The 25,436-nt window shown below is 41.4% G+C and carries 25 protein-coding genes; 18 read left to right on the top strand and 7 right to left on the bottom strand.

Annotated elements, in window-relative coordinates; translation table 11 throughout:
- Positions 1 to 17 precede the first annotated feature (17 nt).
- The 4 genes from EHS15_RS06450 to EHS15_RS06435 all read left to right on the top strand — a co-directional run bounded on the left by EHS15_RS06450 (position 18) and on the right by EHS15_RS06435 (position 4,021).
- Positions 18 to 944 carry an NAD(P)-dependent oxidoreductase gene (locus tag EHS15_RS06450; protein WP_135759726.1) on the top strand — a complete coding sequence of 309 codons (927 nt, stop codon included), beginning with the start codon at positions 18 to 20 and terminating at the stop codon, positions 942 to 944.
- Between the two features lie 107 nt (positions 945 to 1,051).
- Positions 1,052 to 2,230 (top strand): formate-dependent phosphoribosylglycinamide formyltransferase, encoded by a 1,179-nt coding sequence (gene purT / locus EHS15_RS06445; RefSeq protein WP_135759725.1) that lies wholly within the window; start codon positions 1,052 to 1,054, stop codon positions 2,228 to 2,230.
- 143 nt (positions 2,231 to 2,373) lie between these two features.
- Positions 2,374 to 3,666, top strand: a complete 1,293-nt coding sequence (locus tag EHS15_RS06440; RefSeq protein WP_135759724.1) for an ammonium transporter — start codon at positions 2,374 to 2,376, stop codon at positions 3,664 to 3,666.
- A 10-nt stretch (positions 3,667 to 3,676) separates the two neighbouring features.
- Positions 3,677 to 4,021: a P-II family nitrogen regulator gene (locus EHS15_RS06435; RefSeq protein WP_135759723.1), complete on the top strand. Its 345-nt coding sequence runs from the start codon at positions 3,677 to 3,679 to the stop codon at positions 4,019 to 4,021.
- A gap of 66 nt (positions 4,022 to 4,087) precedes the next feature.
- On the opposite strand, the gene EHS15_RS06430 is transcribed toward EHS15_RS06435, so the two are convergent.
- Complete coding sequence (locus EHS15_RS06430; protein ID WP_210416308.1) at positions 4,088 to 4,891, bottom strand: adhesin OmpL37 family surface protein; 804 nt, start codon at positions 4,889 to 4,891, stop codon at positions 4,088 to 4,090.
- A 111-nt stretch (positions 4,892 to 5,002) separates the two neighbouring features.
- Entirely contained in the window at positions 5,003 to 6,688 is a 1,686-nt protein-coding gene (locus tag EHS15_RS06425) for a PAS domain-containing sensor histidine kinase (RefSeq protein ID WP_167884168.1), read from the bottom strand.
- 261 nt (positions 6,689 to 6,949) lie between these two features.
- Between EHS15_RS06425 and EHS15_RS06420 the strand changes: the two genes are divergently transcribed.
- Entirely contained in the window at positions 6,950 to 7,888 is a 939-nt protein-coding gene (locus EHS15_RS06420) for an ABC transporter ATP-binding protein (protein WP_425460628.1), read from the top strand.
- A 2-nt stretch (positions 7,889 to 7,890) separates the two neighbouring features.
- Complete coding sequence (locus tag EHS15_RS06415) at positions 7,891 to 8,652, top strand: ABC transporter permease (RefSeq protein ID WP_135759721.1); 762 nt, start codon at positions 7,891 to 7,893, stop codon at positions 8,650 to 8,652.
- Between the two features lie 9 nt (positions 8,653 to 8,661).
- Here the strand turns inward: EHS15_RS06415 and EHS15_RS06410 are convergent, their stop codons facing one another.
- Positions 8,662 to 9,678: a ketopantoate reductase family protein gene (locus tag EHS15_RS06410; protein ID WP_135759720.1), complete on the bottom strand. Its 1,017-nt coding sequence runs from the start codon at positions 9,676 to 9,678 to the stop codon at positions 8,662 to 8,664.
- Positions 9,679 to 9,758: 80 nt separating this feature from the next.
- On the opposite strand from EHS15_RS06410, the gene EHS15_RS06405 reads away from it, so the two are divergent.
- Entirely contained in the window at positions 9,759 to 10,103 is a 345-nt protein-coding gene (locus EHS15_RS06405) for a HepT-like ribonuclease domain-containing protein (protein WP_246051919.1), read from the top strand.
- A gap of 164 nt (positions 10,104 to 10,267) precedes the next feature.
- Here EHS15_RS06405 and EHS15_RS06400 read toward each other — a convergent pair whose 3' ends face one another.
- Entirely contained in the window at positions 10,268 to 10,663 is a 396-nt protein-coding gene (locus tag EHS15_RS06400; RefSeq protein ID WP_135759719.1) for an FKBP-type peptidyl-prolyl cis-trans isomerase, read from the bottom strand.
- A 104-nt stretch (positions 10,664 to 10,767) separates the two neighbouring features.
- On the opposite strand from EHS15_RS06400, the gene EHS15_RS06395 reads away from it, so the two are divergent.
- Positions 10,768 to 12,855 (top strand): SpoIIE family protein phosphatase, encoded by a 2,088-nt coding sequence (locus EHS15_RS06395; RefSeq protein WP_135759718.1) that lies wholly within the window; start codon positions 10,768 to 10,770, stop codon positions 12,853 to 12,855.
- A gap of 1 nt (position 12,856) precedes the next feature.
- Here EHS15_RS06395 and EHS15_RS06390 read toward each other — a convergent pair whose 3' ends face one another.
- Positions 12,857 to 14,002: a DUF1577 domain-containing protein gene (locus EHS15_RS06390; protein WP_135759717.1), complete on the bottom strand. Its 1,146-nt coding sequence runs from the start codon at positions 14,000 to 14,002 to the stop codon at positions 12,857 to 12,859.
- 542 nt (positions 14,003 to 14,544) lie between these two features.
- Here EHS15_RS06390 and EHS15_RS06385 point away from each other — a divergent pair.
- Positions 14,545 to 14,970 (top strand): DUF1801 domain-containing protein, encoded by a 426-nt coding sequence (locus EHS15_RS06385; protein WP_135759716.1) that lies wholly within the window; start codon positions 14,545 to 14,547, stop codon positions 14,968 to 14,970.
- Positions 14,971 to 14,973: 3 nt separating this feature from the next.
- Here EHS15_RS06385 and EHS15_RS06380 read toward each other — a convergent pair whose 3' ends face one another.
- Positions 14,974 to 15,942, bottom strand: coding sequence for an LA_2444/LA_4059 family outer membrane protein (locus tag EHS15_RS06380; RefSeq protein WP_135759715.1), 969 nt, complete (start codon positions 15,940 to 15,942; stop codon positions 14,974 to 14,976).
- Positions 15,943 to 16,170: 228 nt separating this feature from the next.
- Here EHS15_RS06380 and EHS15_RS06375 point away from each other — a divergent pair, with 228 nt between their 5' ends.
- Both EHS15_RS06375 and EHS15_RS06370 read left to right on the top strand, forming a co-directional pair.
- On the top strand, positions 16,171 to 16,638 hold the full coding sequence (locus EHS15_RS06375; RefSeq protein ID WP_210416307.1) for a MarR family winged helix-turn-helix transcriptional regulator: 468 nt from the start codon (positions 16,171 to 16,173) through the stop codon (positions 16,636 to 16,638).
- Positions 16,639 to 16,649: 11 nt separating this feature from the next.
- Complete coding sequence (locus EHS15_RS06370; RefSeq protein ID WP_135759714.1) at positions 16,650 to 17,039, top strand: DUF1398 family protein; 390 nt, start codon at positions 16,650 to 16,652, stop codon at positions 17,037 to 17,039.
- Between the two features lie 93 nt (positions 17,040 to 17,132).
- Here the strand turns inward: EHS15_RS06370 and perRA are convergent, their stop codons facing one another.
- On the bottom strand, positions 17,133 to 17,567 hold the full coding sequence (perRA, locus tag EHS15_RS06365; protein WP_135759713.1) for a peroxide-responsive transcriptional repressor PerRA: 435 nt from the start codon (positions 17,565 to 17,567) through the stop codon (positions 17,133 to 17,135).
- 181 nt (positions 17,568 to 17,748) lie between these two features.
- On the opposite strand from perRA, the gene EHS15_RS06360 reads away from it, so the two are divergent.
- The 7 genes from EHS15_RS06360 (at position 17,749) to EHS15_RS06330 (ending at position 25,421) form a co-directional block, all read left to right on the top strand.
- Positions 17,749 to 18,333 (top strand): ankyrin repeat domain-containing protein, encoded by a 585-nt coding sequence (locus EHS15_RS06360; protein ID WP_135759712.1) that lies wholly within the window; start codon positions 17,749 to 17,751, stop codon positions 18,331 to 18,333.
- Positions 18,334 to 18,344: 11 nt separating this feature from the next.
- The gene (locus EHS15_RS06355; RefSeq protein ID WP_135759711.1) at positions 18,345 to 19,778 is read left to right on the top strand and encodes a catalase; all 1,434 of its coding nucleotides are present in this window, start codon (positions 18,345 to 18,347) and stop codon (positions 19,776 to 19,778) included.
- 83 nt (positions 19,779 to 19,861) lie between these two features.
- A complete protein-coding gene (locus tag EHS15_RS06350) occupies positions 19,862 to 21,016 on the top strand; it encodes a helix-turn-helix domain-containing protein (RefSeq protein WP_135759710.1) in 1,155 nt (384 codons plus the stop codon).
- Positions 21,017 to 21,135: 119 nt separating this feature from the next.
- Positions 21,136 to 21,960 carry a YHYH protein gene (locus EHS15_RS06345; protein ID WP_246051918.1) on the top strand — a complete coding sequence of 275 codons (825 nt, stop codon included), beginning with the start codon at positions 21,136 to 21,138 and terminating at the stop codon, positions 21,958 to 21,960.
- A 5-nt stretch (positions 21,961 to 21,965) separates the two neighbouring features.
- Positions 21,966 to 22,652, top strand: coding sequence for an SCO family protein (locus tag EHS15_RS06340; protein WP_135759708.1), 687 nt, complete (start codon positions 21,966 to 21,968; stop codon positions 22,650 to 22,652).
- Positions 22,636 to 23,190, top strand: a complete 555-nt coding sequence (locus tag EHS15_RS06335; protein ID WP_135759707.1) for a toxin-antitoxin system YwqK family antitoxin — start codon at positions 22,636 to 22,638, stop codon at positions 23,188 to 23,190. Before EHS15_RS06340 ends, EHS15_RS06335 begins: the two co-directional genes overlap by 17 nt.
- Positions 23,191 to 23,270: 80 nt before the next feature.
- Positions 23,271 to 25,421 carry an adenylate/guanylate cyclase domain-containing protein gene (locus EHS15_RS06330; RefSeq protein WP_135759706.1) on the top strand — a complete coding sequence of 717 codons (2,151 nt, stop codon included), beginning with the start codon at positions 23,271 to 23,273 and terminating at the stop codon, positions 25,419 to 25,421.
- Positions 25,422 to 25,436 lie beyond the last annotated feature (15 nt).

The raw sequence follows: 25,436 nt of genomic DNA, 5'->3' as shown, positions 1-25,436 counted from the left end.
CATAGTTAGGAAGGTAAATGAGTTTGGCAGATAAAAAAACGATCGCAACGATCGCAATGATCGGAACCGGAATTATGGGAAGCGGTATGGCGGCAAACCTGGTCACTGGGGGACATTTCGTACATATTTATATGCGTTCCCCGGAAAAACTGAATTCATTTCCCGAAAATATAAAACAAAAGTTAAATGGTCCCGGGGTTCGCATTTTTTCCGACATTCGAAGTGCTTCCGAAGGAGCGGATCTGGCGGTTCTTTGTCTGACGGAAGACGAAGTGGTTCGAAATGCTTTCTTCGATTCAGGACTTTTGGAAGCAAAACCTACTTACATCATAGATACCGGTACTACTTCTCCCGAACTCAGTTTGGAGATGGCGGCTGCCGCTGATAAAAAGGGAATCTCCTTTTTGGATTCTCCCATGACGGGGAGTAAACTTGCCGCAGAATCCGGCCAAATTTTATTTATGGTGGGAGGAGAAAAATCGGCGATGGAAGAGCTTGGTTTTTTCTTTTCCGTATGCGGTAAAAATGCAGTTCACTGCGGTCCCGTATCTTCCGGTCAAAGGGTAAAGATTGCATTGAACATGGTACAGGCGGGACTTTTCCAGGTATATTTGGAAGGATTTCAATTGGCTTTGAAAGAAGGCGCTTCCGGGAGCCAATTTTTGGAGATTCTAAAACAATCCGCCGCTGCTTCTCCTCTTTTGGATTTCAAAATGGGATGTGTGATGAAGAAAGATTATTCTCCTAATTTCGCTTTAAAGAATATGAATAAGGATATGAACCACGCTATGCAAAGAGCGAAGGAGCTCCATTCCGTGCTTCCTCTTTCTTCTTCTTTGAAATCCATTTATGAAGCGGGGATGGCGGCGGGTTTCGGAGAAGAGGACTTTTGTTCTCTTGCTAAGATCAGTGAAGGATGGAATTCCCATCCCCTTCTTCCGTAAGTCAAAAATTTTTTCGAGAATATTTTTATTTTGAATCGTTTCGGGGAACGCCCGAAGAACTATATTTTCATTGTCACTGTGTCGTTGCGTGTTTCTCTGGTGGGGCAATGATAAAAATCGGAACCCCTTTTTCCTCATCTTCTACCAAACTCGTTCTGCTCGGCTCGGGAGAGCTTGGAAAAGAAGTCGCTATCGAAGCACAAAGGTTAGGTGTTCATGTGGTCGCTATCGACCGTTATCCGAATGCTCCTGCGATGCAGGTGGCTCATGAATCGATCGTAATCGATATGTTGGATCCTTCCGTTTTGGAATCCACTCTTAGAAATCTAAAACCTGACTTTATCGTTCCTGAGATCGAAGCCATTCATACTCAGACTCTCGTGAAATTGGAAGGAGACGGTTTTAAAATCGTTCCCAGTGCCAAGGCTGTTAACTTAACCATGAACCGTGAAGGGATCAGGAATTTTGCCGGCAAAGAATTAGGTTTAAAAACATCTAATTATCGTTTTGCGGATACATCGGATGAATTTCGAAAGTTCGTTCTAGAAATCGGAATTCCTTGCGTGGTCAAACCGATCATGAGTTCTTCCGGAAAAGGACAAAGCATCATCCGAAAGGAAGACGAAATCGATTCCGCTTGGGAATACGGCCAAACGGGAGGAAGGACGGGAAAGGGCAGAATGATCGTGGAAGAATTCATTCCTTTTGATTTTGAAATCACTCTGCTTACGATCCGCCATGTAGGAGGAACCACGTTTTTGGAACCGATCGGGCACAAACAGGTAAACGGGGATTATGTGGAATCCTGGATGCCTCAGGCAATGTCTGAAAAAGCTCTAACTTCCGCAAAATTCATCGCGGAAAAAGTAACTTCCGGTTTGGGAGGTTTCGGGATTTTCGGTGTGGAATTATTCATCAAAGGAGACGAGGTTTATTTCAGTGAAGTTTCTCCTAGGCCGCATGATACAGGTTTGGTGACTTTGGTCAGTCAAAACTTTTCCGAATTTTCCCTGCATATTCGCGCGATTTTGGGACTTCCTTTGCCTAAACTGGAATACAATACTCCTGCCGCCTCCGCAGCCATTCTGTTAGATGGAAATACTTCCTCTCCTTCTTTTACCGGATTGGAAAAAGCTTTGGAGAGGGAAGGGGTAGACATTCGTCTTTTCGGAAAACCGGAGGTTCGGGGGAAAAGAAGGATGGGGGTCGCTCTTGCCAAGGCAGCGACCGTAGATGAGGCTAGAGAAAAAGCGAGATCGGCGAGGGATCATATTCGTTTGGATTGATTTTAATCCGTCGAAACTCCTACATTTTTTATCTGTGACTTGTAAATTTATGTCGCAATTTTCCTAGTTCGATCGGTTAGTTTTCTCTGAGATCGTTACGATCGATTTGAAAATAAATACAATGGTAAATAGGAGAGAGATTCATGTTTCGTAAAATCAGTCATAAGATGATTTTGCTTTTGGCAATTTTATTCTTACCGAATATTCTTTGGGGAGACGAGGTTCCTTCCGATCCCGAAGCAGTTAGCTTAGATAAGGCGGACACGACTTGGATGCTTGTTTCTTCCGCACTTGTCTTTTTTATGATCCCGGGCCTTTCTTTGTTCTACGGCGGGATCGTTCGTTCCAAAAACGTTTTGTCCACCATGATGCATAGCTTTGTGGCTATGATCGTGATGACTTTGCAGTGGACTATCTTCGGTTATAGTTTCGCTTTCTCCGGTTCGAACCCTTTTTTCGGGGATTTCAGTCTGGCCTTTTTGGACGGTATGGACATGAATACTCTTGAAGGTTCCATCCCGAAATATGTTCATTTTTTATTTCAAGGGATGTTCGCTCTCATCACTCCCGCTTTGATTTCGGGTGCGATTGCGGAGAGGGTAAAACTTTCCGCTTATATCGCATTCATTCTTCTTTGGGCTACTTTGGTTTACGATCCAGTGGCGCATTGGGTTTGGTCTGCAGACGGTTGGCTCTTTAAGGAAGGTGCTCTTGATTTTGCGGGAGGAACCGTAGTGCATTTGATTTCGGGGATTGCAGGTCTTGCCGCAGCTCTTGTGATCGGAAAAAGAAAAGGTGATCCTGGTTCCTTAACCCATCCGAACAATATGACCTATACTTTGTTAGGTTCCGGTCTTCTTTGGTTCGGATGGTTCGGTTTCAATGCCGGTTCCGGACTTTCCGTAAACGGTTTGGCTGCAAGAGCTTTCGTTGTCACTTTGATCGCACCTGCCGCAGCGGGAGCATCCTGGCTTTTGATCGAATGGTTTCATACTAAAAAAGCGACCGCATTGGGGGCTGCTTCCGGTATCGTCGCCGGGTTAGTCGTCATCACTCCCGCTTCCGGATTCGTCGGAGTAAAAGGCGCTATCATTATGGGACTGCTAGTGTCTCCTATTTGTTATGCGGCCATCTATATGAAAGGAAAAATCGGTTACGATGATACTTTGGATGCTTTCGGTGTTCACGGGATCGGCGGTGCTTTCGGTGCCATTTTGACCGGTGTGTTCGCTTTGGAATTGGCGGAAGGTGTTTCCAGAGGAGAGCAGGTATATGTTCAGTTCTTAAGTGTAGTTGTGACTGCCGCTTATTCATTCGTGATCTCTTATCTTTTGGCTCTTGCCATTGAGAAAACGATCGGCTTTAGAATTGAAGAAGATAAAGAAATCTCCGGTCTCGACCAAGAGGTCCACGGAGAAAAAGGATACGACATCTAAGGAGAATTTTATGAAATTAATCGTTGCTATCATTCAACCTCATAAATTGGAAGAGGTAAAAAACGAACTTACTAAAAACGAGATCTACAGGCTGACTGTAAGTGATGTCCAAGGTTACGGACAACAAAAAGGTAAAACGGAAGTGTTTCGAGGTCATGAATACCAAGTGAATCTTCTTAGGAAGGTTCGTTTGGAGATTGCCGTAAACGATGAGTTCGTCAAACCTACGATAGATGCAATTTTGAAGTCCGCGAAATCGGGTGAGGGGAAAATCGGAGACGGAAAAATTTTCGTTCTTCCTGTGGAAGAAGTGATTCGTATCCGAAACGGAGAAAGAGGAGGAAAGGCGATTTAATCGTTTTTCGCCCTTCGGAAGTTTTTCCGAAGGGTTTTTCTTTTTCACTTTTGCGGTAAATGACTGTTATTTGACTTTTTTTCTCGGGTCTAGACTGAGCCGAACATAAGCAGGATCCAAATCTCCCATAGGTTTTGCCAATTCCTCCATGTCGGGAGTGTGCATTGTTTGCGTATAAACCCCGTCTCCGATCAGTGTTTTGAAATGATTGTCCCAATGGAAGGTAAGGAATAGATCTTTGTTCTCTGTCATGGAGCGGAGGATCTCATCGTTGATGGTTTGGAAATCAACTGACTCCAGTTCTACGGGAAAATCGGCATCATGCAAAAGAGCCAGAAATACCACGAACTTTCCTGAGTGTTTTAGGATTTTTAAGCTGAATAGCATCTCTCTCAGTTTGAGAAGATACAGATACGGCCTTGTGTTTTTCGCAAAAATAAGTTTTTGTTCCGCTTCCGCCAAATCCCTCAGTCCCAAACGTAAAAATGCATTGGTTTGCGTTTTTTCTTTTCCTCTCGCGTTTCTTCCCAATCGATTCAGCTCTAAACGAACCTTTGTTATGTTTTTAGAAAGCATTCTTTCGTAAAGAAGGATAAGCAGTTTTTGAGTGTGGCGGACTCTGACGTAAGCGCTCGCATAATTCCCTGCAGTATGAAGACCTTGGAATTCCAGATAGTGTTGGATGCATCTTTTATAGAGTTTTTTGTCTTCTTCGTCACCAAAGTTGGAAACTGTGGAATCGATCGATTTCAGAATCAGCTGGTTTTCTTCTACTCCGTAAGTGACCTGTAGATTGCTGCTGCTGGAAAAATGTTCCGTTTTCGCAAAGAAGGCGCATAACAATAAAATAAGAAGACCGAACTTTTTCATAGGAAAGAGCTATCATCTTATTTTCGGTAAAGGGAAGGGGATCCTGGATGAAATAAGGAAACTTATTCCTTTGTTTGTGAGTTATGTCTCGGAAACTCTGGAAATACGGGTTTATGTAGGAGGGCCTGGCAGCAGAACCCAGAACCTGCTTCCTTCTTGTTCTTTGCTTTCCGCTCCTATCTTTCCATTATGTCTGTCCGTAAATTCTTTGCAGAGAAGAAGGCCAAGTCCCGTGCTCGTTTCTCCTTCCGTTCCGTAACGAGCTACTTTTTGGTCGATTCGAAACAATTGTTGAACTAACTCAGGTTTCATTCCGATTCCGTTGTCCTCTACGGAAATCAAAGTTTCGTTCTTTTCCGTTCGTTCGGCGTCGATTTTTACCACATTTCCTCTGTTGGAGAATTTAACCGAATTGGAAAGCAGGTTTCTGAGAATCGAATTTAACATCGATATATCTGCATAGACGGTAATATCAATCGAAGTTAGGTTGTAGATTTCGATTCCTTTTTGGGAAGCATAGTTTCCTATATTTGCAATGTTCTCATCGATGATATTTTTGAGAGAATAAATTTCCGGTTCGAATTCGATGATCCCTCTTTGGTTCCTGGACCATTCCAACAGGTTTTCCAAAAGGGAATATATGTTGTTTGCTGATTCGTGAAGAGACTTTCCTAAGGAAAGGAATTCTTCCGGTTTCATTTGGCCTGAATCGTCCGACATCAGTTCTGTGAGTCCTAGGAAGCCGGTGAAGGGCGATTTGAGATCGTGCGCAATGATGGAGAAAAATTTGTCTTTTGTTATATTTAACTCGTGTAATTCTTTATTCTTTTCTTGGATGATTCTCTCCGCTTCCTTTCTTTGAGAGATGTCTCTTGTGACACTGATGACTTGCTCTTCTCCGTTCACTTCTATGACTCTGGAAGAAACAATTCCAGTGAATTTTGTTTTATCTTTTTTTTGAAATTCGAATTCCAGATTTTCGCAGTATCCTTTTTCGAATAACTCGCTTCTCATTCGTTCCCTGTTTTCTACGGACTGCCAGATTCCCAGTTCCAAGGGCGATTTCCCCAAAGCCTCTTCCATCGTGTAACCGGTGATTCTGACAAATCCTTCATTGAGGTTTAGAATTTTACCATCTGACATACGTGAGATGAGGATCGCTTCGGGGGAAGTTCTGAAAATCATTTCGAAATGTTCTTTCATTTCCCTGATTTCCATTCGATTGCGGATGCCTGTGAGTGCGAAAAAAAGAGTCACCCAGATCACCTCCAGAATAAGAAGCGATGTGAAATAGACCGAATTGAAAGGAGAGGAGTTATTGAAGATGACGGATTGCATGTCCGTAAATATCAGAATGATTCTTGCGAAATTCAATCCTACATAGAAGAGAAAAACCACAATGCCGAAGAGGATGATCCCTGCGTTCTCTTTGTTTTTATTTTTATAGAGAATCCAAGAGAGATAGGAATACGTGAAGAAGATAAGTATCGTTACGGAAAGTGTTCGAATGAATATGGAATCCTCAATCAATGTGAAATAAAGGATTATGGATAAAAATAACGCACTATAGCTGAGAATGTGTTTTAGGGAAATTTTGTGATTAAAAAAATGCAAACAGGCGGTGATTCTGAAATTAAATGTCAAAACCAGAAACAAATTATTGAGTAGAATACTGTAATAGATGGGAATGGTTCCCCTAAGCCCCAAAAAAACATATACCAATGCCAGAGTAAAATGGGACCAAACCCAGAATTGATAGGCTTTTAGGGATTTGTTTACCTTAATGAAGAGAAACAAAAAGAATCCTAGCGTTAGGCTCGTAAAAATAGAGAGTACTAGGATGGTCCGAACGTCCATAGGAAAAGTTTTTGACAGACCCGATTGGAGTCATGCAAAAAACAGACTTTGCTTATCCTAGCAGATGTTAAAAGAAGATATTTTCTCGAATTAGAACATTGTTTCCGGGGTTGTTAAAATGTTCATAAAAAAGACTAGATCCGCAGGAAGTTTTTTGAAAAAGCTAGAAATTTTAGGCCTCTGATTTTTACCCTGAATTATATGGTGAAAGACAAATCCAGACCTTCTATCGTCTCCGTTCAAAATCTCTCCAAGTCCTATCCTAACGGATTTCAAGCTTTGAAAAAAGTGAATTTGGAAATCGAGGAAGGGGAAATCATCGCTTTACTCGGTCCTAACGGAGCAGGAAAAACCACTCTGATTTCCATCATCTGCGGGATCGTAAATCCTAGCGGAGGATCGGTCTCCGTAGGAGGTAAAGACATCATTTCCGATTTTAAGGAAACACGTTCTCAGATAGGTCTTGTTCCTCAGGAGCTCAGCGTACATTCTTTCGAATCGGTTTGGACTACCGTGAGTTTCACAAGAGGTCTTTTCGGAAAAGCACCTAATCCTTCTTATTTGGAAAAACTTTTGAAATCTCTTTCTCTTTGGGATAAAAAAGACCAAATGATCATCGCTCTTTCCGGAGGGATGAAAAGAAGAGTTTTGATCGCCAAAGCATTGTCACATGAACCTAGGGTTCTGTTTTTGGACGAACCCACTGCCGGAGTGGATGTGGAATTGAGAAAGGATATGTGGAACATCATACGAGATCTCAGAGAGCAGGGAGTCACCATCATTCTTACCACTCATTATATAGAAGAAGCGGAAGAGATTGCGGACAGGATCGGTGTCATCAACAAAGGGGAAATCGTTTTGGTTCAGGACAAAGACGAACTCATGCACAAGTTGGGGAAAAAACAATTGATTCTGGATTTAACCAAGGAAGTCAAAAAAATACCAGCTTCTTTGAAAGGATACGAACTGGAACTTGCATCTAACGGGAAACAGTTGATTTATACTTACGATACACAAGGAAAACAAAACGGAATCACCAGCTTTCTGGATGATCTTAGGAAGGCCAAAATTCAGTTTAAGGACTTAAATACCACTCAAAGTTCTTTGGAAGAGATTTTCGTACAATTAGTGAAGGAATAAAAATGAACTTACATGCAATCAAATCGATTTATATTTTCGAGATGTCCAGAACTTGGAGAACCCTTTTGCAAAGTGTCGCTTCTCCCGTCATCTCTACTTCTCTTTACTTCGTTGTATTCGGTTCCGCCATCGGTTCCCGCATCCAGGAAGTGAATGGGATTTCTTACGGTTCTTTTATCGTTCCCGGTCTCATCATGCTTTCTTTGCTGACGCAAAGCATTGCGAATGCTTCTTTCGGAATTTATTTTCCCAAGTTTACGGGGACCATTTATGAAATTCTTTCCGCTCCTGTGACTATGATCGAAGTGGTGATCGGGTTTGTAGGCGCCGCTGCCACCAAATCCATCGTCATCGGTCTCATCATGCTTGCGACTGCCGCTTTGTTCGTGCCGTTGAAAATCGCTCATCCTTTTTTGATGGTTCTTTTTTTAGTGCTTACTTCCGTTTCGTTCAGTTTGTTCGGATTCATCATAGGAATCTGGGCGGATAACTTCGAAAAGCTGCAGCTCATTCCTCTTTTGATCGTGACCCCTCTTGTCTTTTTGGGAGGAAGTTTTTATTCCGCAAGTATGTTACCTCCTTTTTGGCAGAAGCTTACATTATTGAATCCGGTTTTGTATCTCGTGAGCGGATTTAGATACAGCTTCTATGAGATTTCCGATGTCAGCATAGAAGTGAGTTTAGGAATGGTGTTTTTTTTCCTCGCTGCCTGCCTAGGAGTTGTTTGGTGGATTTTCAAAACGGGATACAGATTGAAAAAATAAATTAAAAACTCAAAGACCGCATACTGTTTCCAAAAAGGACAGATCCGGAAGGATCTCTCCTTTTTGGATTCCTTGCACTGTGGAGACGATCGCTTCGTTCACTGGAGATTTGATCCCCAAGTTTTTTGAAGTTTCCACTACTTTTCCATTGATTTCTTTAATTTCTGTTTGGCGGCCTGCATCCAAATCTTGTACCATAGAAGTTCGGATGCGGTAGTATTTGAGTCCGATCACCATAAGAATGATATGTTTGATCCAGGCCGGTAGATCTCCTTTCCCTTCTCCGATTTTGAGAAGAGAAACGGAACCAGGCACTACTTCCTCCTTCACTCCGCTCGTTTCCATGGCAATTCTGACTTCTGTTAAAACCCGTATGGCGGCTTTTCTTCCTTGTTTTCTGAATAATAATTCTCCTAAGGTGAGTTTACAGCTTGCTGCAAGTCCGTTGATGACGGAATTGATTCCTAATTTATGCCATCTGTATCCGGTTAGGTTATTTGTGAGGATGACCGGGATATAAGGTTCCAATGCCTTTTTCCAAAACGGATCGGGAAGTTGTCCGTCGGGACCTCCCAAAATCAATGCACCTGCATTCGATTGGAAATAAATCCCTTCCTTTGTCTTTTGAGTGTTCCATCCCACAACTCCGCCTAAAATTCGTTCTTTGGGAAAAGAGACCCATTCGTCAGGGAAACCGTTTTGGATAAAAACGAGTTTTCCCTCTTCTTTCAGAAGGGGGAGGGCTTGTCGTACCGATTCGGGAAGATTTGCCGATTTGGCACCTAATATTATATAGTCGAATTTTTCTTTCACTTCCTCCAGGCCGACGGTGCGGTTTTCTAAATCTATTTTTTCGTTCGGTTGGGATTCATAACGAAACAGGATAGGAGTTTTCTTCAATTCTTCCTTTCTGGACTTGTCCCTTGCCAATACTTGAAACCCGATTCCGTTTTTCGATAAAGCTCTTGCGATGGTTGCTGTGATAGCTCCCATTCCCAGGATGGCGATTTGAGGAAATTGATTCATTGGATTTGCCTGCGTCTTTGGATGAAGTTTGATTTGAATTCGAAGTTTGGCGAGCAGTGTTTGGGTTCTAATTCAAAAATTTGAATGATTTTCAAAGCAGTATTCGAATCATCGATCCTATGGTGTTTGCCGAATTTCTTTTTTATTGTAAAGAATTGGAAAAGTTCATCTATCAAAATCAAATCCAGGAATTTGAAGAGAACAGTCAGGATGCTTTTTTTGCGGAACAGTTTCTCGAAATGATTCATAAAGAATCTTTAAAGATTCCTGCTTCTGAAAAGGCGAAATACCCTAAAGTTCCTTGGAAGAAGATCGATTCGTTTTGGCAGGAAGATTTAGCAAGAGCTTACGAATATATAGATAGAAGGGCTTTGTATTCCATTTGTGCCCATGAAATTCCCAGAATCATTAAGGAATGGAAATAAGTGTTATCTTTTTTCGATGTGATTTTTTCTGCGTTAGGGATGGGAAGGGGAAGCCACGGAACGGGGCCGCAGCGATAGCGAAGCCCGAAGCAGCCCGACCTTTGTTCGTAAGGATCGGGTGATTCGGATAAAATCGGGAACGCCCGTTAGTTGCAATTGCCTGATTAGTAAACTTTAATGAGTTCTACTTCGAAGACCAAAGTGGAGTTAGCCGGTATGGAACCTGTGGATCTGCTTCCGTAACCTAGTTCCGGAGGGATGGTTAGTTTTCTGATTCCTCCTTCTTTCATTCCTTTCACTCCTTTGTCCCAGCCTTTGATGACTTCTCCCGCACCTAGGTTGAATTCGAACGGTTTTTTACGATCTCTGGAACTGTCGAATTTGACTCCGTTGGTGAGTTTTCCCACATAATGTACTGTTACGTACGATCCGGAATAGGCTTCTTTTCCCGTTCCTAGTTTTATATCTTGAATGATTAGATCTTTTTCGCCCGAGAAAAGTGGGGAAATGAATAGAATCAATGCTGTCAAACCTAGAAAGATTTTTGCGGTTTGTTTCATAAAGGAAGTCTCCTTGGTTTTCTATTGGGTTCTTATGATGTTATTTTATTCCCCCCTCTAAAAATACTATTCGGAAATTTATAATTTTAGATCCTTCGTGGAATATGAGCCGGTGGTTTTTGTTTTTATTTCGCTTCTGTCCGGTTTTGATTTTTTCTTTAGGAACCTTTCATTGTTCCGTTTCCAAAAATATTCCTGTAATAGAAGTCGGAGTCCTCGACTTGAAAAATTTCGACTTCAAAAAGAACTCTTCCTTTTCTTTGGATGGGAATTGGGAGTTTTATGAAAATTGTTTTTTCGAATTCGATTCCCTTTCATCTTCATTTAATCATTGTTCTTTGAGAGATCCTTATTTTCTCAAAGTTCCTTCCGAATGGGGGATCGGCAGGGAAGAAGGTTCTTCTATCCCACAAAAAACCAAGTTTGGAAGTTATCGACTGAAGGTTCTTCTTCCGGAAAACGATGTCGATTGGGATCTCAGTTTGGGAGATATTGGTTCCGCCTATCAGTTATATGTGAATGGGCATAAGATGGGAGGAAACGGTAAAATTGTAAAATCGGAAGAGGAGGGGCCTTCTGTTTCCATGTACAGACGTTCTTTTCGAATTTCCAAGGAGATAGTGGAAGAGCGGGAGGAACTGGAAGTTGTGATTTTAGTTTCTAATTTTTCTCCTTTTCGTTTCGGAATTTTCGATTCGATCTATATTTCAAACTCTTCTTATGCGGAGAGGGAAAAGTTTTTAAAATTCATATTGCATGCATTCGTGTTCGGTGCGCTTTTTATCATGGGACTGTATCAAATGAGTTTATACAGTCTTTGGAAGAAGGATCAGTCTTCTTTGTATTTTAGTATATTCTGCTTTATTGTTGCCATTAGGGACGTTTCCGTCCAGGACAGAGTTCTTTTGGATCTATTTCCGGAGATCCCTTTTTATATAGTTCATAAGCTCGAAGTTTTGACATTTTCCATAGGCGGGCCCGTATTTTGTTTTTTTATCCATTCGCTTTTCCCTCGAGATGTTTCTAAAAAATGGGTTTTCTTTTTCGCCGTTATAGGAGTTTTTTTCTCCTTCATCTATCTAGTGACTCCTTTGTCCTTTTATTTGAATTTGGTTTGGGCGATTTACCCTGTATCGATCTTGGGAATAGTCTATTTTCTTTCTCGTATGGTTCTTGTCATACGGAGAAAAAGGGAAGGAGGAGTCTTTCTTATTTTCAGTTTGGCTTTGTTTTTTCCTGCGATCGTGAACGATATCCTTCAGACTTTGGGAGCCATTCATTCCGTGCAACTGGGAAGTTATGCATTCCTTATCTTTATTTGTTCTCAAGCGGTTCTGCTTTCCAGAAGATTCGCTCTTTCCTTTCATAGAGTGGAGACTTTATCGGAAGAGCTCGGCAATTTGAATTCCGGTTTGGAGAGAATCGTTGAGGAGAAAACTTTCAAACTGAACGAAAGTTTGGCGAGCATGAGATCGAACTTGAATGTTGCTAAAAAAATACAAACAAGCCTCTTCCCTGTAGATACGACTTCCATAGGTAAATTGAATATAGTCTGCAATTACCAGCCTATGGAGGAAGTAGGTGGGGATCTCTTCGATATAGTAGAGTTAAGCGGCGGAGTGGTTCGGGTTTTTCTTGCGGATGCAACTGGACATGGAGTACAGGCTGCGCTTGTGACTATGCTCATCAAAGGGGAATACGAGGGTTTGAAAGAGAATCCTGTTTCTCCTTCTCTGATTTTAAGTCAGTTGAACAATGTGTTCTTGGATAAGTATAAATCCCTTCATTATTATTTTACCTGTTTTCTGATCGATATAGATGTGGAACAAAACAAAATCGTATATTCCACTGCAGGGCATCCTCCTCAGCTTCTTCTTCGTGATTCGGGATCTTTTCCTTTGTCTACGAAAGGCAAACTTTTGGGTTTTTTGAAAGATATAAATTACATAGAGAAAACGGAAGAGTTTCATAAGGGAGATAAAATTCTGCTCTTCTCCGACGGGATTTATGAAGAGTTCAATGAGGAAAAAGAGGAATACGGAGACGTTAGATTGGTCTCCTCATCTATGAATCATAGACATCATTCCTTGGACGGGCTTGTGAATGGAATTCTATCGGATGTGGACTCGTTTTTAGAGGGCGCACCCAAACAAGACGACATCACATTGATTGCGATAGAAATTAAATCTTAAGTTAGGCTGCGCTTCCTATCTGTTTTATGATTTCCAGATTTTGTTCGAACCTTTGTTTTTCCGAATAGGTTTTGGACTTGCTGGAGAATTCTACCCCTAAGATCAAATTGCCTGATTCGTCTTTTTTCCACCAAGCGACTTTTACGAACACTTTGAACGGTGCCTGCATTTTGAAGAAAAGATCGAATAAAAACCCTTTTTGTTTGGGGAGTGTTTCCACAAGATTGCTGTCGCTGATTTTGATTTTTAACCCGGTAAGAGAAACGTCCAGAACCGGAAACTTGTCGGAGGTTTTTGTGAGATTTGCGTCCTTGATTCTCTCCAACATTTCGTTCATAAGAGAGGAGACCGAATTTACATAGTCTTTGGTTAACTTTCTTTCTTTGGACTGCACCCATACGTAGCCGATGGGAATGACTTCTTCCAATTCGTTGATATAAACGATAGGGAATATAAGCTCGGATAATATTTGTTTTTCTTTGCTTTTTTTGATGAAGGTTTCCAGATGGTCGTCCACTTCTTCTTCGAAGTTGATGTAGCTAGTTTCTTCCATTCGATAGGAATCTTCCTTATAACAATCTTCGATAAGAAGTATCTTCTGAGTCTTTTTTACTACTTCGAAAGGATGATCCATCCCCGACTTGAATACGTTCACCGATACGAAGTCGTTTGTGTTTTGGCTGAGTTTCTTTTCGTATTCTTCGAAACTCACTCGAACAAGAGTGGGAATGTTGAACATGTTCGCTTCTATGATGGTTTTGGAGCTGACGATGTTTGTGATGTTGACGAAACCTTCTTCCGTAACGGGGTATCTGGGAGATTGTCTGTCTTTTTTTGCGATGGCGACTTTCTCCACTTTCAATTGTACGTGGGTGGGAGAAATCGATTTCATAAAACTGCATTGGATCTGCACAAATCTCGCTAACATCTTGGAAAGGAAGATGGGATCTTTTGTGGAATAATCCCAGATGTCTGTGATTTCCAAAACGATTTCATCGCTTCCGGATACCGCCTTAGAGATGATCGCTGTTTGGGAAAGAACTCCCATTTTCATTTCGATTCTTTGGTTGATTAGGTATTTAAGGATGATGTGATTTTTTTGTTCGGACCCAGTGATGAGGTCCATCGCACGAGAGTTTTTTTCCATATAAATTTTACACTTGATTCGACGAAGAAAAAACGGGTTTTCATCGTCTTACGTTTACTTTTGGCAATTTATTTACCTGGAAAAGGAAAGGCAATCAAAAGATGAAACTAGCCTTAAAATGCAATTTTTTGACCGAGTTTGAGAAGAGATTTCAAGGAGAACTTAGGCATTTACCTGATCCAATTACGGATCATGAGAGATCCGTAATTGGAATTAGAATAAGATAGAGTTCTGGGAAAATAATTATTTCTTTTTGGGCCAGGCCCCGATCACTGCTCCTGCCGCTATGAAAACAAAAAGTCGTAACCGGAATCGATCAGTAGTCTTTTGGGGGAAAGGTGAGCATAGTAAGTATGCATCGTGGAAACAAAGACGGAAAAACAAAGAAAGAACAATGCGCCGTATTTGATTCCAGTAACGAATGTTCGTATTCCTAGGTTTTTAAAAACCTAAGCGACTCCTAAGGATTGAATTATGATAGAAGAAAGTGATTGCTTCAATCTAAAAAAGAAATAAATTTCGGTCTTAAAAGGACAAGAGTTATGGCAAAAGCGGAGCAGAAAACGAAAGAAACCCAAAATTCGGTCGTTTCATTTTTGAATCAGATCAAGGAAGAATCCAAAAGAACGGATTGTTTCGAACTGGTTTCCCTGATGGAAAAGATCACTAAAGAAAAAGCGAAGTTATGGGGAACGAATTTAGTCGGTTTCGGAAATTATCATTATGTTTATGAAAGCGGTCATGAGGGGGATTCTTTTTTAGTAGGGTTTTCTCCCAGATCTCAAAACCTAACATTGTACATAATGGCGGGTTTTGAAACATACGAATCCATCCTAAAAGATTTAGGAAAATTCAAAACAGGAAAGTCCTGTCTTTATATCAAAAAATTGGAAGATATAGACAGAAAGAAACTGAAAGAATTGATCACGAATTCCGTCTCTTATATGAAGAAAAAATACAAAAAATAATTTCTAATAATGGATCGAAACTGCGAAATACATTCCCTTTAAGGTTTCAAAGTTCCCTGATCGCACAGGCATACGGATTCGAGTGAGTGCGATCTGATTCGAATTTTCGAAAACGTTTCCTCTTCCCGTAAACTCCGTATCGATTTGACGCAGATTTAAGTAACTGAATTGGGATTCGATCCAATTGTATCCCCAATGGAATTTCATATTTTCATGAAATCTGTAACTCAAAGATATATCGGCTTCGTAACCCCTATAAACACCTTGCGCCCCTGCGGTAAAGTGAGCGAATGTTAGGCTCTCTTGGCCAACGCTCGTATTTCTCACGAATCTGTTTCCTTGGGTGTAAAAAACATCCAAACCGAAATGCATTTGCAAACGATCCATAATCTCGTAAGAGGTCTTCAATGAAATTTGAGGGCCGTAGGTGAAAAAGTATTCCTGAAAAGCGCCTTGAGAGAGATAGTTTCCGTAAATATATCGATTGATGTTTCTGATCCCTCCTCCCAGAGAAAGGCTCCAACCTTCGTTTAACATGAATATTTTGTAAACGTTTGCTTCCGCTTCGGAACGTGCGTTCGGAGAAAAATAATGTCTATCCGCATTGAGAACGGATTGTTTCGAAGAGACTACCATTGCATTCGGATTCACTGTTTCCATTTCGAAATAAGAAATTTCCCATTTCCATAGGCTTTCCAGGTTCTCATAACCGAAAACAAAAGGGATTAGGATTTTACTGTTTTGGTTCAGCTTTCTCGTTTCTTTCCACTCGGTAGGATCCGTTTTTTCCGTATAGGAAGTGTATTCGTAAGGAGTGAGTTTGTAATCTTGTCGTTTCAAAAGAAGACTATAAGTGGCATTCCTTGTTTCTTTCTTTTTAGGAGGAACATTCGTTTCCTCTTCCGCATAAATCGATTCGAAAGAAAGGGCCATCATCGAAATCAAAGAAAGATAAAATTTAGGACTCTTCATAAAAACCCTCCGATTCGAAAACAATTGTTTTCGTTTTCACATAATTCTTTGTGTGAATCAAACGAATTTTACATAATTTCTTGTCTCTCTATAGAGGCTACTTTGATCTGGGCGCCATTTCCGGCCATCGGTCGACGAGGGCGCTCCCTCTGTCCGGGGCGCGGAAAAATTGATTTCTATAGAAATAATTTCGTTTACAATAGTTTCCTAGGAAACTATTTTGTGTTTATGAAGCAGGATGTCAAAAAAGTCAGTCATTTGAAGTCGCATATCGGTTTTTGGATGAGGCTTGTTTCCAATCAGGTATCTTCTTCGTTTGCCCGCAAATTGGAGAAGAGCGGAGTGACCGTAGCGGAGTGGGTGGTTCTCAGAGAAATGTTCGATTGCGGAGATACGTTTCCTCCCAGTCAAATCGCAGAACTTACCGGTCTTTCTAGGGGAGCCGTTTCTAAACTCACGGATCGTCTTCTTGAAAAAAAGATGGTCACTAGAAAAGAGTCGGAGACGGATCGCCGCTATCAGGAATTGAAACTGACGAAAGAAGCGAAGGTTTTGATTCCCAAATTAGGCGTGCTTGCGGATGAAAACGATGATCAGTTTTTTTCCGTTTTGACCAAAGCGGAAAGGAAAACTCTCACAGATCTTTTGATGAAGACTGCGGAATTAAACCAATTCAACAAAATGCCAATTCAATAAAGGAAGTTTATATGAACCTAAAAACAATCAAAGAAACCGTAGAAAAAACTTTATCCGCACAAATCACTTTCCCTCAGGTAGTTGGAATCCTTTTACAGGAAGGAATCGAGTCTTATCATGTGGATTATGTCCGATCGGAGAACAGATATTATACTTCCGAAGGAGAAACTCATTTGGAACCCGTTCCTCACGATTTTTCTGCTGCCGCTTTGGAATTCTCTGCGGAGGATGTTCGTAAAACCATCAAACGAGTGCAAGCAGGTGAAATCAATTATATAGAGTTTTCTAAGGAAGTTCTGAAGGCAGGATGTGTCTATTACATCGCTTATTTGAAAGGCAAAAAAGTGATTTATTTCGGAAGAGAAGGGGAGTTTCATATAGAAGAGTTCCCTAAAAAGTAAACCCCCTAGAAGGGGGTAGCGCAAAACGAGGGCAAAGCGGACTGCTTTGGCCTCGGTTGGAGCGAGGGGGAAGGCTTTCCCCCACCAGATGTTTTAGTTTTTTTTGCCTTTCAGTGTGACCACTAAACTTGCGTTTGTGAAACGTTTTCCTGTTTTTTCCTGGAAATTTTGGGAGAGGCTTTCGAAGATTTGTTCTTCGAGAGAGGCGTCTAGTTCGATGTCTATGATCTCTCCCGTTTCTTCGTCATAGGCGTGGTGGTGGCGTTTCGTATTGGAATCGAAATGTGTGATTCCCGGCTTGATTTCCAAGGTTCCTACCACTCCTTTTTCTGCGAATAATTTGAGATTATTGAAGATCGTTGCGCGAGATGCGTGAGGGAAATGTTCGTTGATGAGATGAAACACTTCGTCCGCCTGCAAGTGCTGGTCTTTGGAAAGAAGCAAATGTGCCATTTCCAGCCTCTGAGAGGTGGGGCGAATTCCTGCTTTTTCCAAGATCTCCTTGGTTTTCTCGTAAGAGTGATCCATATTTCTGATTTCTTCCGTTTCCCTTTTTTTGTCAATAATTAGACTGAATCTAAAAAATACTTGCCAAAAAATATAGATAAGATTTATTCTAAATATAGACTTAGTCTAAATATTTGAAAGTTTCTGACGCAGGTACCACAAAATCCCCCGCAGAAAGCTCCGAAACCGAGGAGGAAAAGTTATGAATTCGAAATTGGCTGCCCCAGAGGAAGTTTCTACCGCTTGGAAAGAATATCGCTCCAGCTTTTCGCAAAAGGAATTTACCGAGGATTTTTATTGGTTCGAGGCGGCTCGGACGGGAAACCTTCCCGGAATTCTTTCTCGCAGAGTCACTCCTTCCTCTTTGGAAATCAAGGACTCCAGAGGATACACCGCCTTGATGCTTTCCTCTTACCACGGACACTCTGATTTGACTCGCATCTTACTAGGATTTGGTGCTGATCCGAATGCAAAAGACGCCTCGGGAAATTCCATTCTGATGGGGGTCGCTTTCAAAGGAAATGTGGGTTTGGCTCAGATTCTAATAGAAGCAGGAGCGGATCCGGATTACATATCTCCTTCCGGACAATCTGCACTCCAAATGGCCGTTATGTTCGGGCGAAAGGATATGATTCTGTTTTTGGAATCCCTTTCTATTCCTTTGGATCCTTCTCATCCGACGCATCGTTTTTCCGAAGGAGGCTTTCGAAACAAGTTTCGTTTTCTCTCCGCTTGGACATCGTATCTGTTTTCATTTTTCAAATCGAACCGTAAGAGAAGCAATTAAGGAGGCTTAAGATGGATCGTAACACTTTAACAACAGCAGGCGGTCAGCCTGTTTCCGAAAACCAGCACAGTCTGACGGCAGGGCCGAGAGGTCCGATTCTCATCCAAGACACTCATCTCATCGAGAAGTTGGCTCATTTCAACAGAGAAAGAATTCCGGAAAGAGTCGTGCATGCGAAAGGTGCGGGCGCCTATGGAGTGTTAAAAATCACGAAAGATATTTCCGCTTATACCAGAGCGAAGGTGTTTTCGGAAGTGGGAAAAGAAACTCCTCTTTTTCTTCGTTTCTCTACGGTCGCAGGAGAAAAAGGTTCCGCTGATACTGAGAGAGATCCCAGAGGGTTTGCGATTAAGTTTTATACGGAAGAAGGAATTTGGGATGTAGTAGGAAACAACACTCCCGTCTTTTTCGAAAGAGATCCTTCCAAGTTCCCCGATTTCATTCACTCCCAAAAAAGAGATCCCATCACCGGTTATAAAAATCCGGTTCGTATGTGGGATTATTGGTCCAAGGCGCCGGAAGCTTTGCATCAGATGACGATCCTTTTCAGCGACAGAGGAATCCCGGATGGTTATCGTTATATGAACGGATACGGTTCCCATACTTTTTCTTTCTGGAATGCGAAAGGGGAAAGGTTTTGGGTGAAGTTTCATTTCAAATCAAAACAAGGAATTAGAAATCTGACTGCGGCCAAAGCGGGAGAATTGGCAGGATCCGATCCCGATTATGCCACAAGGGATTTGTTCGAAGCAATCGAAAGAAAAGAATTTCCTCAATGGAGATTCTGCATCCAAGTGATGCCGGAAGCGGATGCCGAGAAATATAAAGTGAATCCTTTTGATCTAACGAAAGTTTGGTCTCACAAGGATTACCCTTTGATCGAAGTGGGAACTTTGGAATTGAATCGAAACCCTAAGAACTATTTTGCGGAAGTGGAGCAGGCTGCTTTTTCTCCTTCCAATTTGGTTCCAGGGATAGGAGCTTCTCCGGACAAAATGTTACAAGGAAGACTCTTCGCTTATCCTGATGCGCAAAGATACAGATTGGGAGGAAACTATCAAATGATTCCCGTGAATCGTCCAAAGAACCCTGTCGGACTTTATCAAAGAGACGGGATTCGTTTCGATGAAAACGGAAATTACGATAACTACGAACCGAATTCTTTCGGAGGCCCTGTGCAGGATGTTTCCGTAAAAGAACCTCCTCTTCGTATCTCAGGAGATGCGGATCGGTACGACAGTCATGCGGGAAATGACGACTATTCCCAAGCGGGCGATTTGTACCGTCTATTTTCTCCGGAAGAAAGAGACAGGTTAACTTCCGTTATTGCTGGTACGATGAAGGGAGTTCCTTCCGATATCGTAAAGGCAAACCTTTCCCATTTCGAAAAATGCGATCCTGAATACGGCAGAAAGATCGCCGAAAAATTGGGAATTCGCTCCTAACCAATTTGCCCTTCCGGTATTTTCCGGAGGGGCTTTTGTTTTTTTCTTTTTTTCCTTAGAAAACGGGAATCTTCTGCAAATATATGCATCCGTTTCCCCCTCCCCATCACGGCCCTAGACTTCCTATCCCTGAGATTTCCATCGCAATCACTCTTTTGGGAGTCATCATCCTTCTCAGCAAAAAGCCAAGATTCTCTTTCGATATCATGTTCGCATTGTTTCTCACTTCTTTGGGGTTTTTACATTTGGGGCATCTGTTCGGAAGATGGGGTGGCCCCGTCTATTTCGATTTTTTTCATCTAACACAGATTTTAATCGGCCCTCTGTTCTTTTTGTACATAAAAGACATTTCAGGAAAACCGTTTCAAAAAAGAGATATATGGCACTTGGTTCCTTTTTTGATTTATGTGAGTTGTTTTTTGATCCTGCAAATCGGAGAGGAAACGGAAGATAAGGATCGTATCTACGAAACTTTCTTTCATACCAGGGATTCTATTTTAAAATATATCTCCCTGTTTTCTTTGGCATCGTATTCCGTTTATTCCCTTTGGTATGTGAATCGAATCCGCAAAGATGAAACTTCGGATTTGGCTTATCCCATAGATGTTTTGGATTTGAGATGGACCTTCGGAGTTCTTTTTCTTTTTTTCTTTATCGTTTCCTATCATATCGTTTGGGGATACATCCGAAGCTATTACGGACACGAAGTGCTTCCTTTTCTTCCTCCCATCAAAGGTTTCGATGTTCTGACGTTCACGTTTGTGATTTCCATCTTCGGTGTGAGACAAAACCTTCTTTATTCCGCCTGGCTCTTGGGTCATGAATCGATTCGAAAGGCAGCGCCTAAAAAGAAATACAAAAAGTCGGGTCTAACCGAATCCAAATTAAACGAATATGCCGCCTCCATCCAAAAGTATATGGAGAATCAAAAACCCTATCGGGACGGGGATTTTTCTTTGGACGATCTGTCTTCCGCCTTGGGAAAACCCAGATCTCATTTGACCCAGTCTCTCAGCGAGGTTTTGGAAACGAATTTTTACCAATTCGTAAATGAATATAGGGTTCGGGAGATCATTTCCGAGATGGAGGCAAACCGTTCCGGGAAAATCAACCTGCTGCATTTGGCCTTGCAGAACGGGTTTAATTCCAAATCCACTTTCAATGACTCTTTCAAAAGGGTGACAGGAAAATCTCCCAGTGATTATCTTAAGGAAAAATCCTTAAAAAATGAGTCCTAGCCGATCGGTTCGGACGACTGAAACCTTTTTTCCCGTTAAGATTTCTCTAGTCATAAAACGGCTTTCGTGTTAACATGAATGTCGTTTTGTAAATAATTTGCAAATGAAGAGGAATGAAAATGATAAATAAATTATTGGCTGTTCTTTTGGTTCTGACAGTCGTATCCGGTTGTAAGAAAAAAGAAAGTAAAGACGATACAGCGCTTTTGGCAATACTTGCCCTGCAGTCGAACACCACTTGTAAAACAGAAACACTGAACACTGGCGGACCAAGCTGCCAAACTTGTTTCGGTTCTGATGTCCCAAGCTGGATCACCGACAACTTTCACTGCGTAACGGTAACAAAATCGGGAACCAACTATTTATTCAAAACCACAAATCTTCCTCCTCATAAAAGTGCATATTATAGCACCAGTACTGGTTATAATGAATCAATGGGTGCAGGAAGAACTAAAAACCCAAATAATATAAGCTCACAAAATATCACTCTCACCATCCCTGCCACTCCTACTTATGTTTCCAGTGGTTTGGATTCTACTGCAGGAATTGACTCAGTGGGGATCACTGTTTATGGTGTAGTGATCTTTAACAACCAAGCAGCTCCGGGAGACAGTTTGGCGACCGAATACCAAACTATGGACCAATCGGAAGGGCATCCGCAAAACGCAGGTAAGTATCACTACCATACGGAACCTTATAAAATCACTTCTGACGATTCTAAACTTGTAGGAATTATGTTGGATGGATATCCTATCTACGGGAAAAGATCACAAAGTGGAAGTTATCCTACTTTGGATGGAACCACAAATACAACTTCCTGCACAACAACACATTTCCCTAGCGGAACTTACTGCTACCATGTAGGTCACAGTGGAACCAACACAGGAGTTGATACCTATATGATCGCTACCAGTTTCCGAGGAAGAAAGGGAAGCTCAAACTAAATCCCATGATCTTTCGTTTGCTATTTTCTTTTTTGTTTTTGTTTTCCTGTGCGGATGAATTTGAAGCACAGAAAAACAAATCCTTAGCTTCTTTCGAGACTCCCGGAGAAGGCCTTCCTTTTTTCCGGGGAAAAGATATGGAAGTCACATGGAAAAAAGAGGCAAAGGACATTCGAAAGGTTTTGCCTTTCACTGCTGTGGATCAAAACAAGTCCACAGTGACTTTGGATCACCTAAAAGGTCGTTTGGCGGTAGTCTCTTTCTTTTATACTAGTTGCGGAGGGATCTGTCCGATGATCACGGGAAATCTTTCCAAAATTCAAAGCCGGTTTTCGAAGGATAAAAACTTGGTTTTGATTTCTTTCTCCGTCACTCCCGAATTCGACAGCCCTGAAAAGCTGAAAGAATTCGCTTTAAGGAAAAAGATTCATTCTTCCTCCTGGCATCTATTGACAGGAAATAAAGAAGAGATCTATCATCTGGCTCGTACTGTGTTTAATGCGGATAATTTTTCTGTGAAAGAAAACCGTATCAAAGAAGTTACTGGGGACGACTTTCTTCATTCTGAAAATGTATATCTTGTGGATCAGGAACAGAGAATCAGAGGAGTGTATAACGGAAGGATGCCTTCTTCGATCCAAGAACTTGCCAAAGACATAGAAACTTTGAAAAAAGATGAACCGACTATTTGATCGATTCTTTTTCTTCGGGATCGTTTTTATCCTGCCGTTTTCATGTACTGAAACTAAAATTCAATCTACGGATCCTAAAATCTCTTATGCGGGAGAATATCTTCTTTATGAAGCTCATCCGTTCACTGGAATTTTAGTGACCGATCTGCCTTCTGTTTCGATCAAAAGGGAATCTAGTTATAAGAACGGTCTTCTCAACGGAGAAGAATTGGATTTGTATGCCAATGGAGTGACCGCTTCACAAAGATTATATGAGGATGGGAAAAAAGTAGGAATTCACAAAGGATACTTCCCCGATCAGAAACCTCGTTTTTTATATTCTTACAAAGACAATTCATTTCATGGGGAATACTGGGAATGGTACAATTCAGGGAAAGTATATACGTATGCTTTTTATGAGAACGGAAATGCCAAGGTGCGAAAAGTCTGGAGAGAAAACGGAGATATCTACATCAATTACGTATTCTCCCTAGGAAAGGCCTACGGGTATCCCGGCGCCAAACTTTGCGATCAAGTACGAGGAAAAGACGGCGGCTAAACATTCTAAGCCGATGTTTGTTCTCTCTTTAGGTATTTTCATTGCCATAAATTTTCCATTCGCTAGAACTGCTTCCACGCATGCGGCTTTCTTTTCTTTTTTTATCTCTAGTTTTCTTAGTGCATTGCAATGAAGCCAAATCGGAATTACCTCTTCTGATCCAAGGCAGTTTGGATGTTTCCGAAAGGGATTGGGAACAAGACGGTTCTTTCAGTCTCAAAGGGGACGCAGAGTTCTATTGGAAAAAATTTGTTTCTCATTCCGATTTTATTCCTTCAGGAAAAGGGAAACCAGCTGCAATCGAAGAGAAAGATATCATATACAAATACATTCCTGCCGTTTGGAACGGAACCGAAATAAACGGAGAAAAAATCCCAGGGCATGGGTACGGTTCCTATCGTTTGAAAATTAAATTTTCCCCCGGTTTGAAAAAGAAGATGGCGTTTCGTATCTCTGATCAAGCGCACGCCTATCGCCTATTTGTTGATGGGGTTCTTGTCGTAGAATCGGGAACTGTGGGAGAAAGTTTCGAGACCATGCGTCCGGATGCTCGGCCTCGTATTTATTCTTTCGAAACTCAAAATGCAGAGATGGAACTTATCTTTCACGTTTCTAACTTTCATCATAGAGTGGGGGGCTTGCGTTACGACATCCGTTTGGGAACGGAAGAGAAAATTCTTTTTGAAATACAGAAATCCTTTTTGATAGAGGCATTTTTATACGGAGGGTTTTTCATCATCTCCCTCTATCATTTTGCTATTTATTTTTTCAGAAGAAAAAGTCCCGCTCCTCTTTATTTCGGAATCTTCTGTATTGCCGTTTTGTTTTATTCCATCATAACCGGAGAACGACTGTTTTACTATTATTTTCCTGAATCCATCGGATGGGAAAACCGGTATCGTTTGGAATTCATCCTGATCTGTATGATCTCAGTATTCTTTCTTAGCTTTTTCACGGAACTTTATAAAGACGTAAATACGAAATACCTTCCTATTGCTCAATCCATCAACGTATTGAACTGCGGTTTTGCGTTCTTCACTCTTTTTTCCGAACCTGTAGTGTTTACTGAATATTTGGTCTTTATGGATGTTCTTAGGATCGCCACGGGAATATATATCATCTCCAATTTGGTGTACTTTATTTCCCAAAAAAGGGAAGGAAGTGTCCTCTTTTTATTGGGGATTCTTTTTATCTTTGCCTGTGCCATCAATGATATGTTGACGGGAAGATCCGTCATCAACACTCCTCGCCTCGCCAAATATGGATTAACTGTGATGATCCTTCTCCAGGCGATCATGATCGCAAAGGTATTCACTCGCGACTTTCTTATGGCGGAAAGACTTTCTTTGAATCTTTCGAAGACGAACCGAGCTTACAGCCGATTCGTTCCCAGAGAGTTTTTGAATCTATTGGAAAAGAAAACCATTTTGGATATCAATTTGGGGGACCATGTTCAAAGAGAGATGACCATATTGTTCTCAGACATTAGGTCTTTCACATCTTTGTCGGAAAAGATGTCTCCGAGTGAAAATTTTCATTTTTTAAATTCTTATCTGAATAAAATAGCGCCTGTTATAGAGACAAACAAGGGTTTTATCGATAAGTATTTGGGTGACGCCATTATGGGGCTTTTTCCTGAGCACGCAGACAATGCTTTGGAAGCTTCTATTTCCATCCAAAGGGAAATTTATTCTTATAACAGATCCAGGGAACAATCGGGAAAGTCTCCGCTGAAAGTAGGGATCGGGCTTCATACGGGAAATTTGATCTTAGGAACCATCGGGCATGTGGAAAGAATGGAAGGAACTGTGATTTCCGATTCAGTCAATTTGGCATCCCGCATCGAAGGTCTAACCAAATATTACGGAAGCAATATTTTAATAAGCGAAGATACGTTTCATGCATTGAAAGATCCCAAAAAATACAATGTTCGGCTTTTGGACAATGTGATGGTTCACGGAAAGGAAACGAGCACGTTCGTAATCGAAGTGTTAGATGGATATCCGGAAGAATTGCAAAATCGTTTTCTGGAAAACAGAAAAGATTTCGAGATCGGCCATCTTTTGTACAAAGAAAAAGCGTTTCATGCGAGCATCGAATTTTTTAAGAAGGTGATCGAATCCAATCCTTACGATTCCGCCTGCGCTTTTTATCTGAAGAGAGCCGAGTTTTACGATAAATTCGGCGCTCCTCCTGAATGGGACGGAATCGAAGTCTTTAACGATAAATGATCGAAGGTTTTATCG

Origin of the sequence: Leptospira idonii, assembly GCF_004770995.1 — a bacterium.
Lineage (GTDB): Bacteria > Spirochaetota > Leptospiria > Leptospirales > Leptospiraceae > Leptospira_A > Leptospira_A idonii.
Note: the sequence above shows the minus strand (reverse complement) of the source record. Positions and strands in the feature narration are given on the sequence as shown.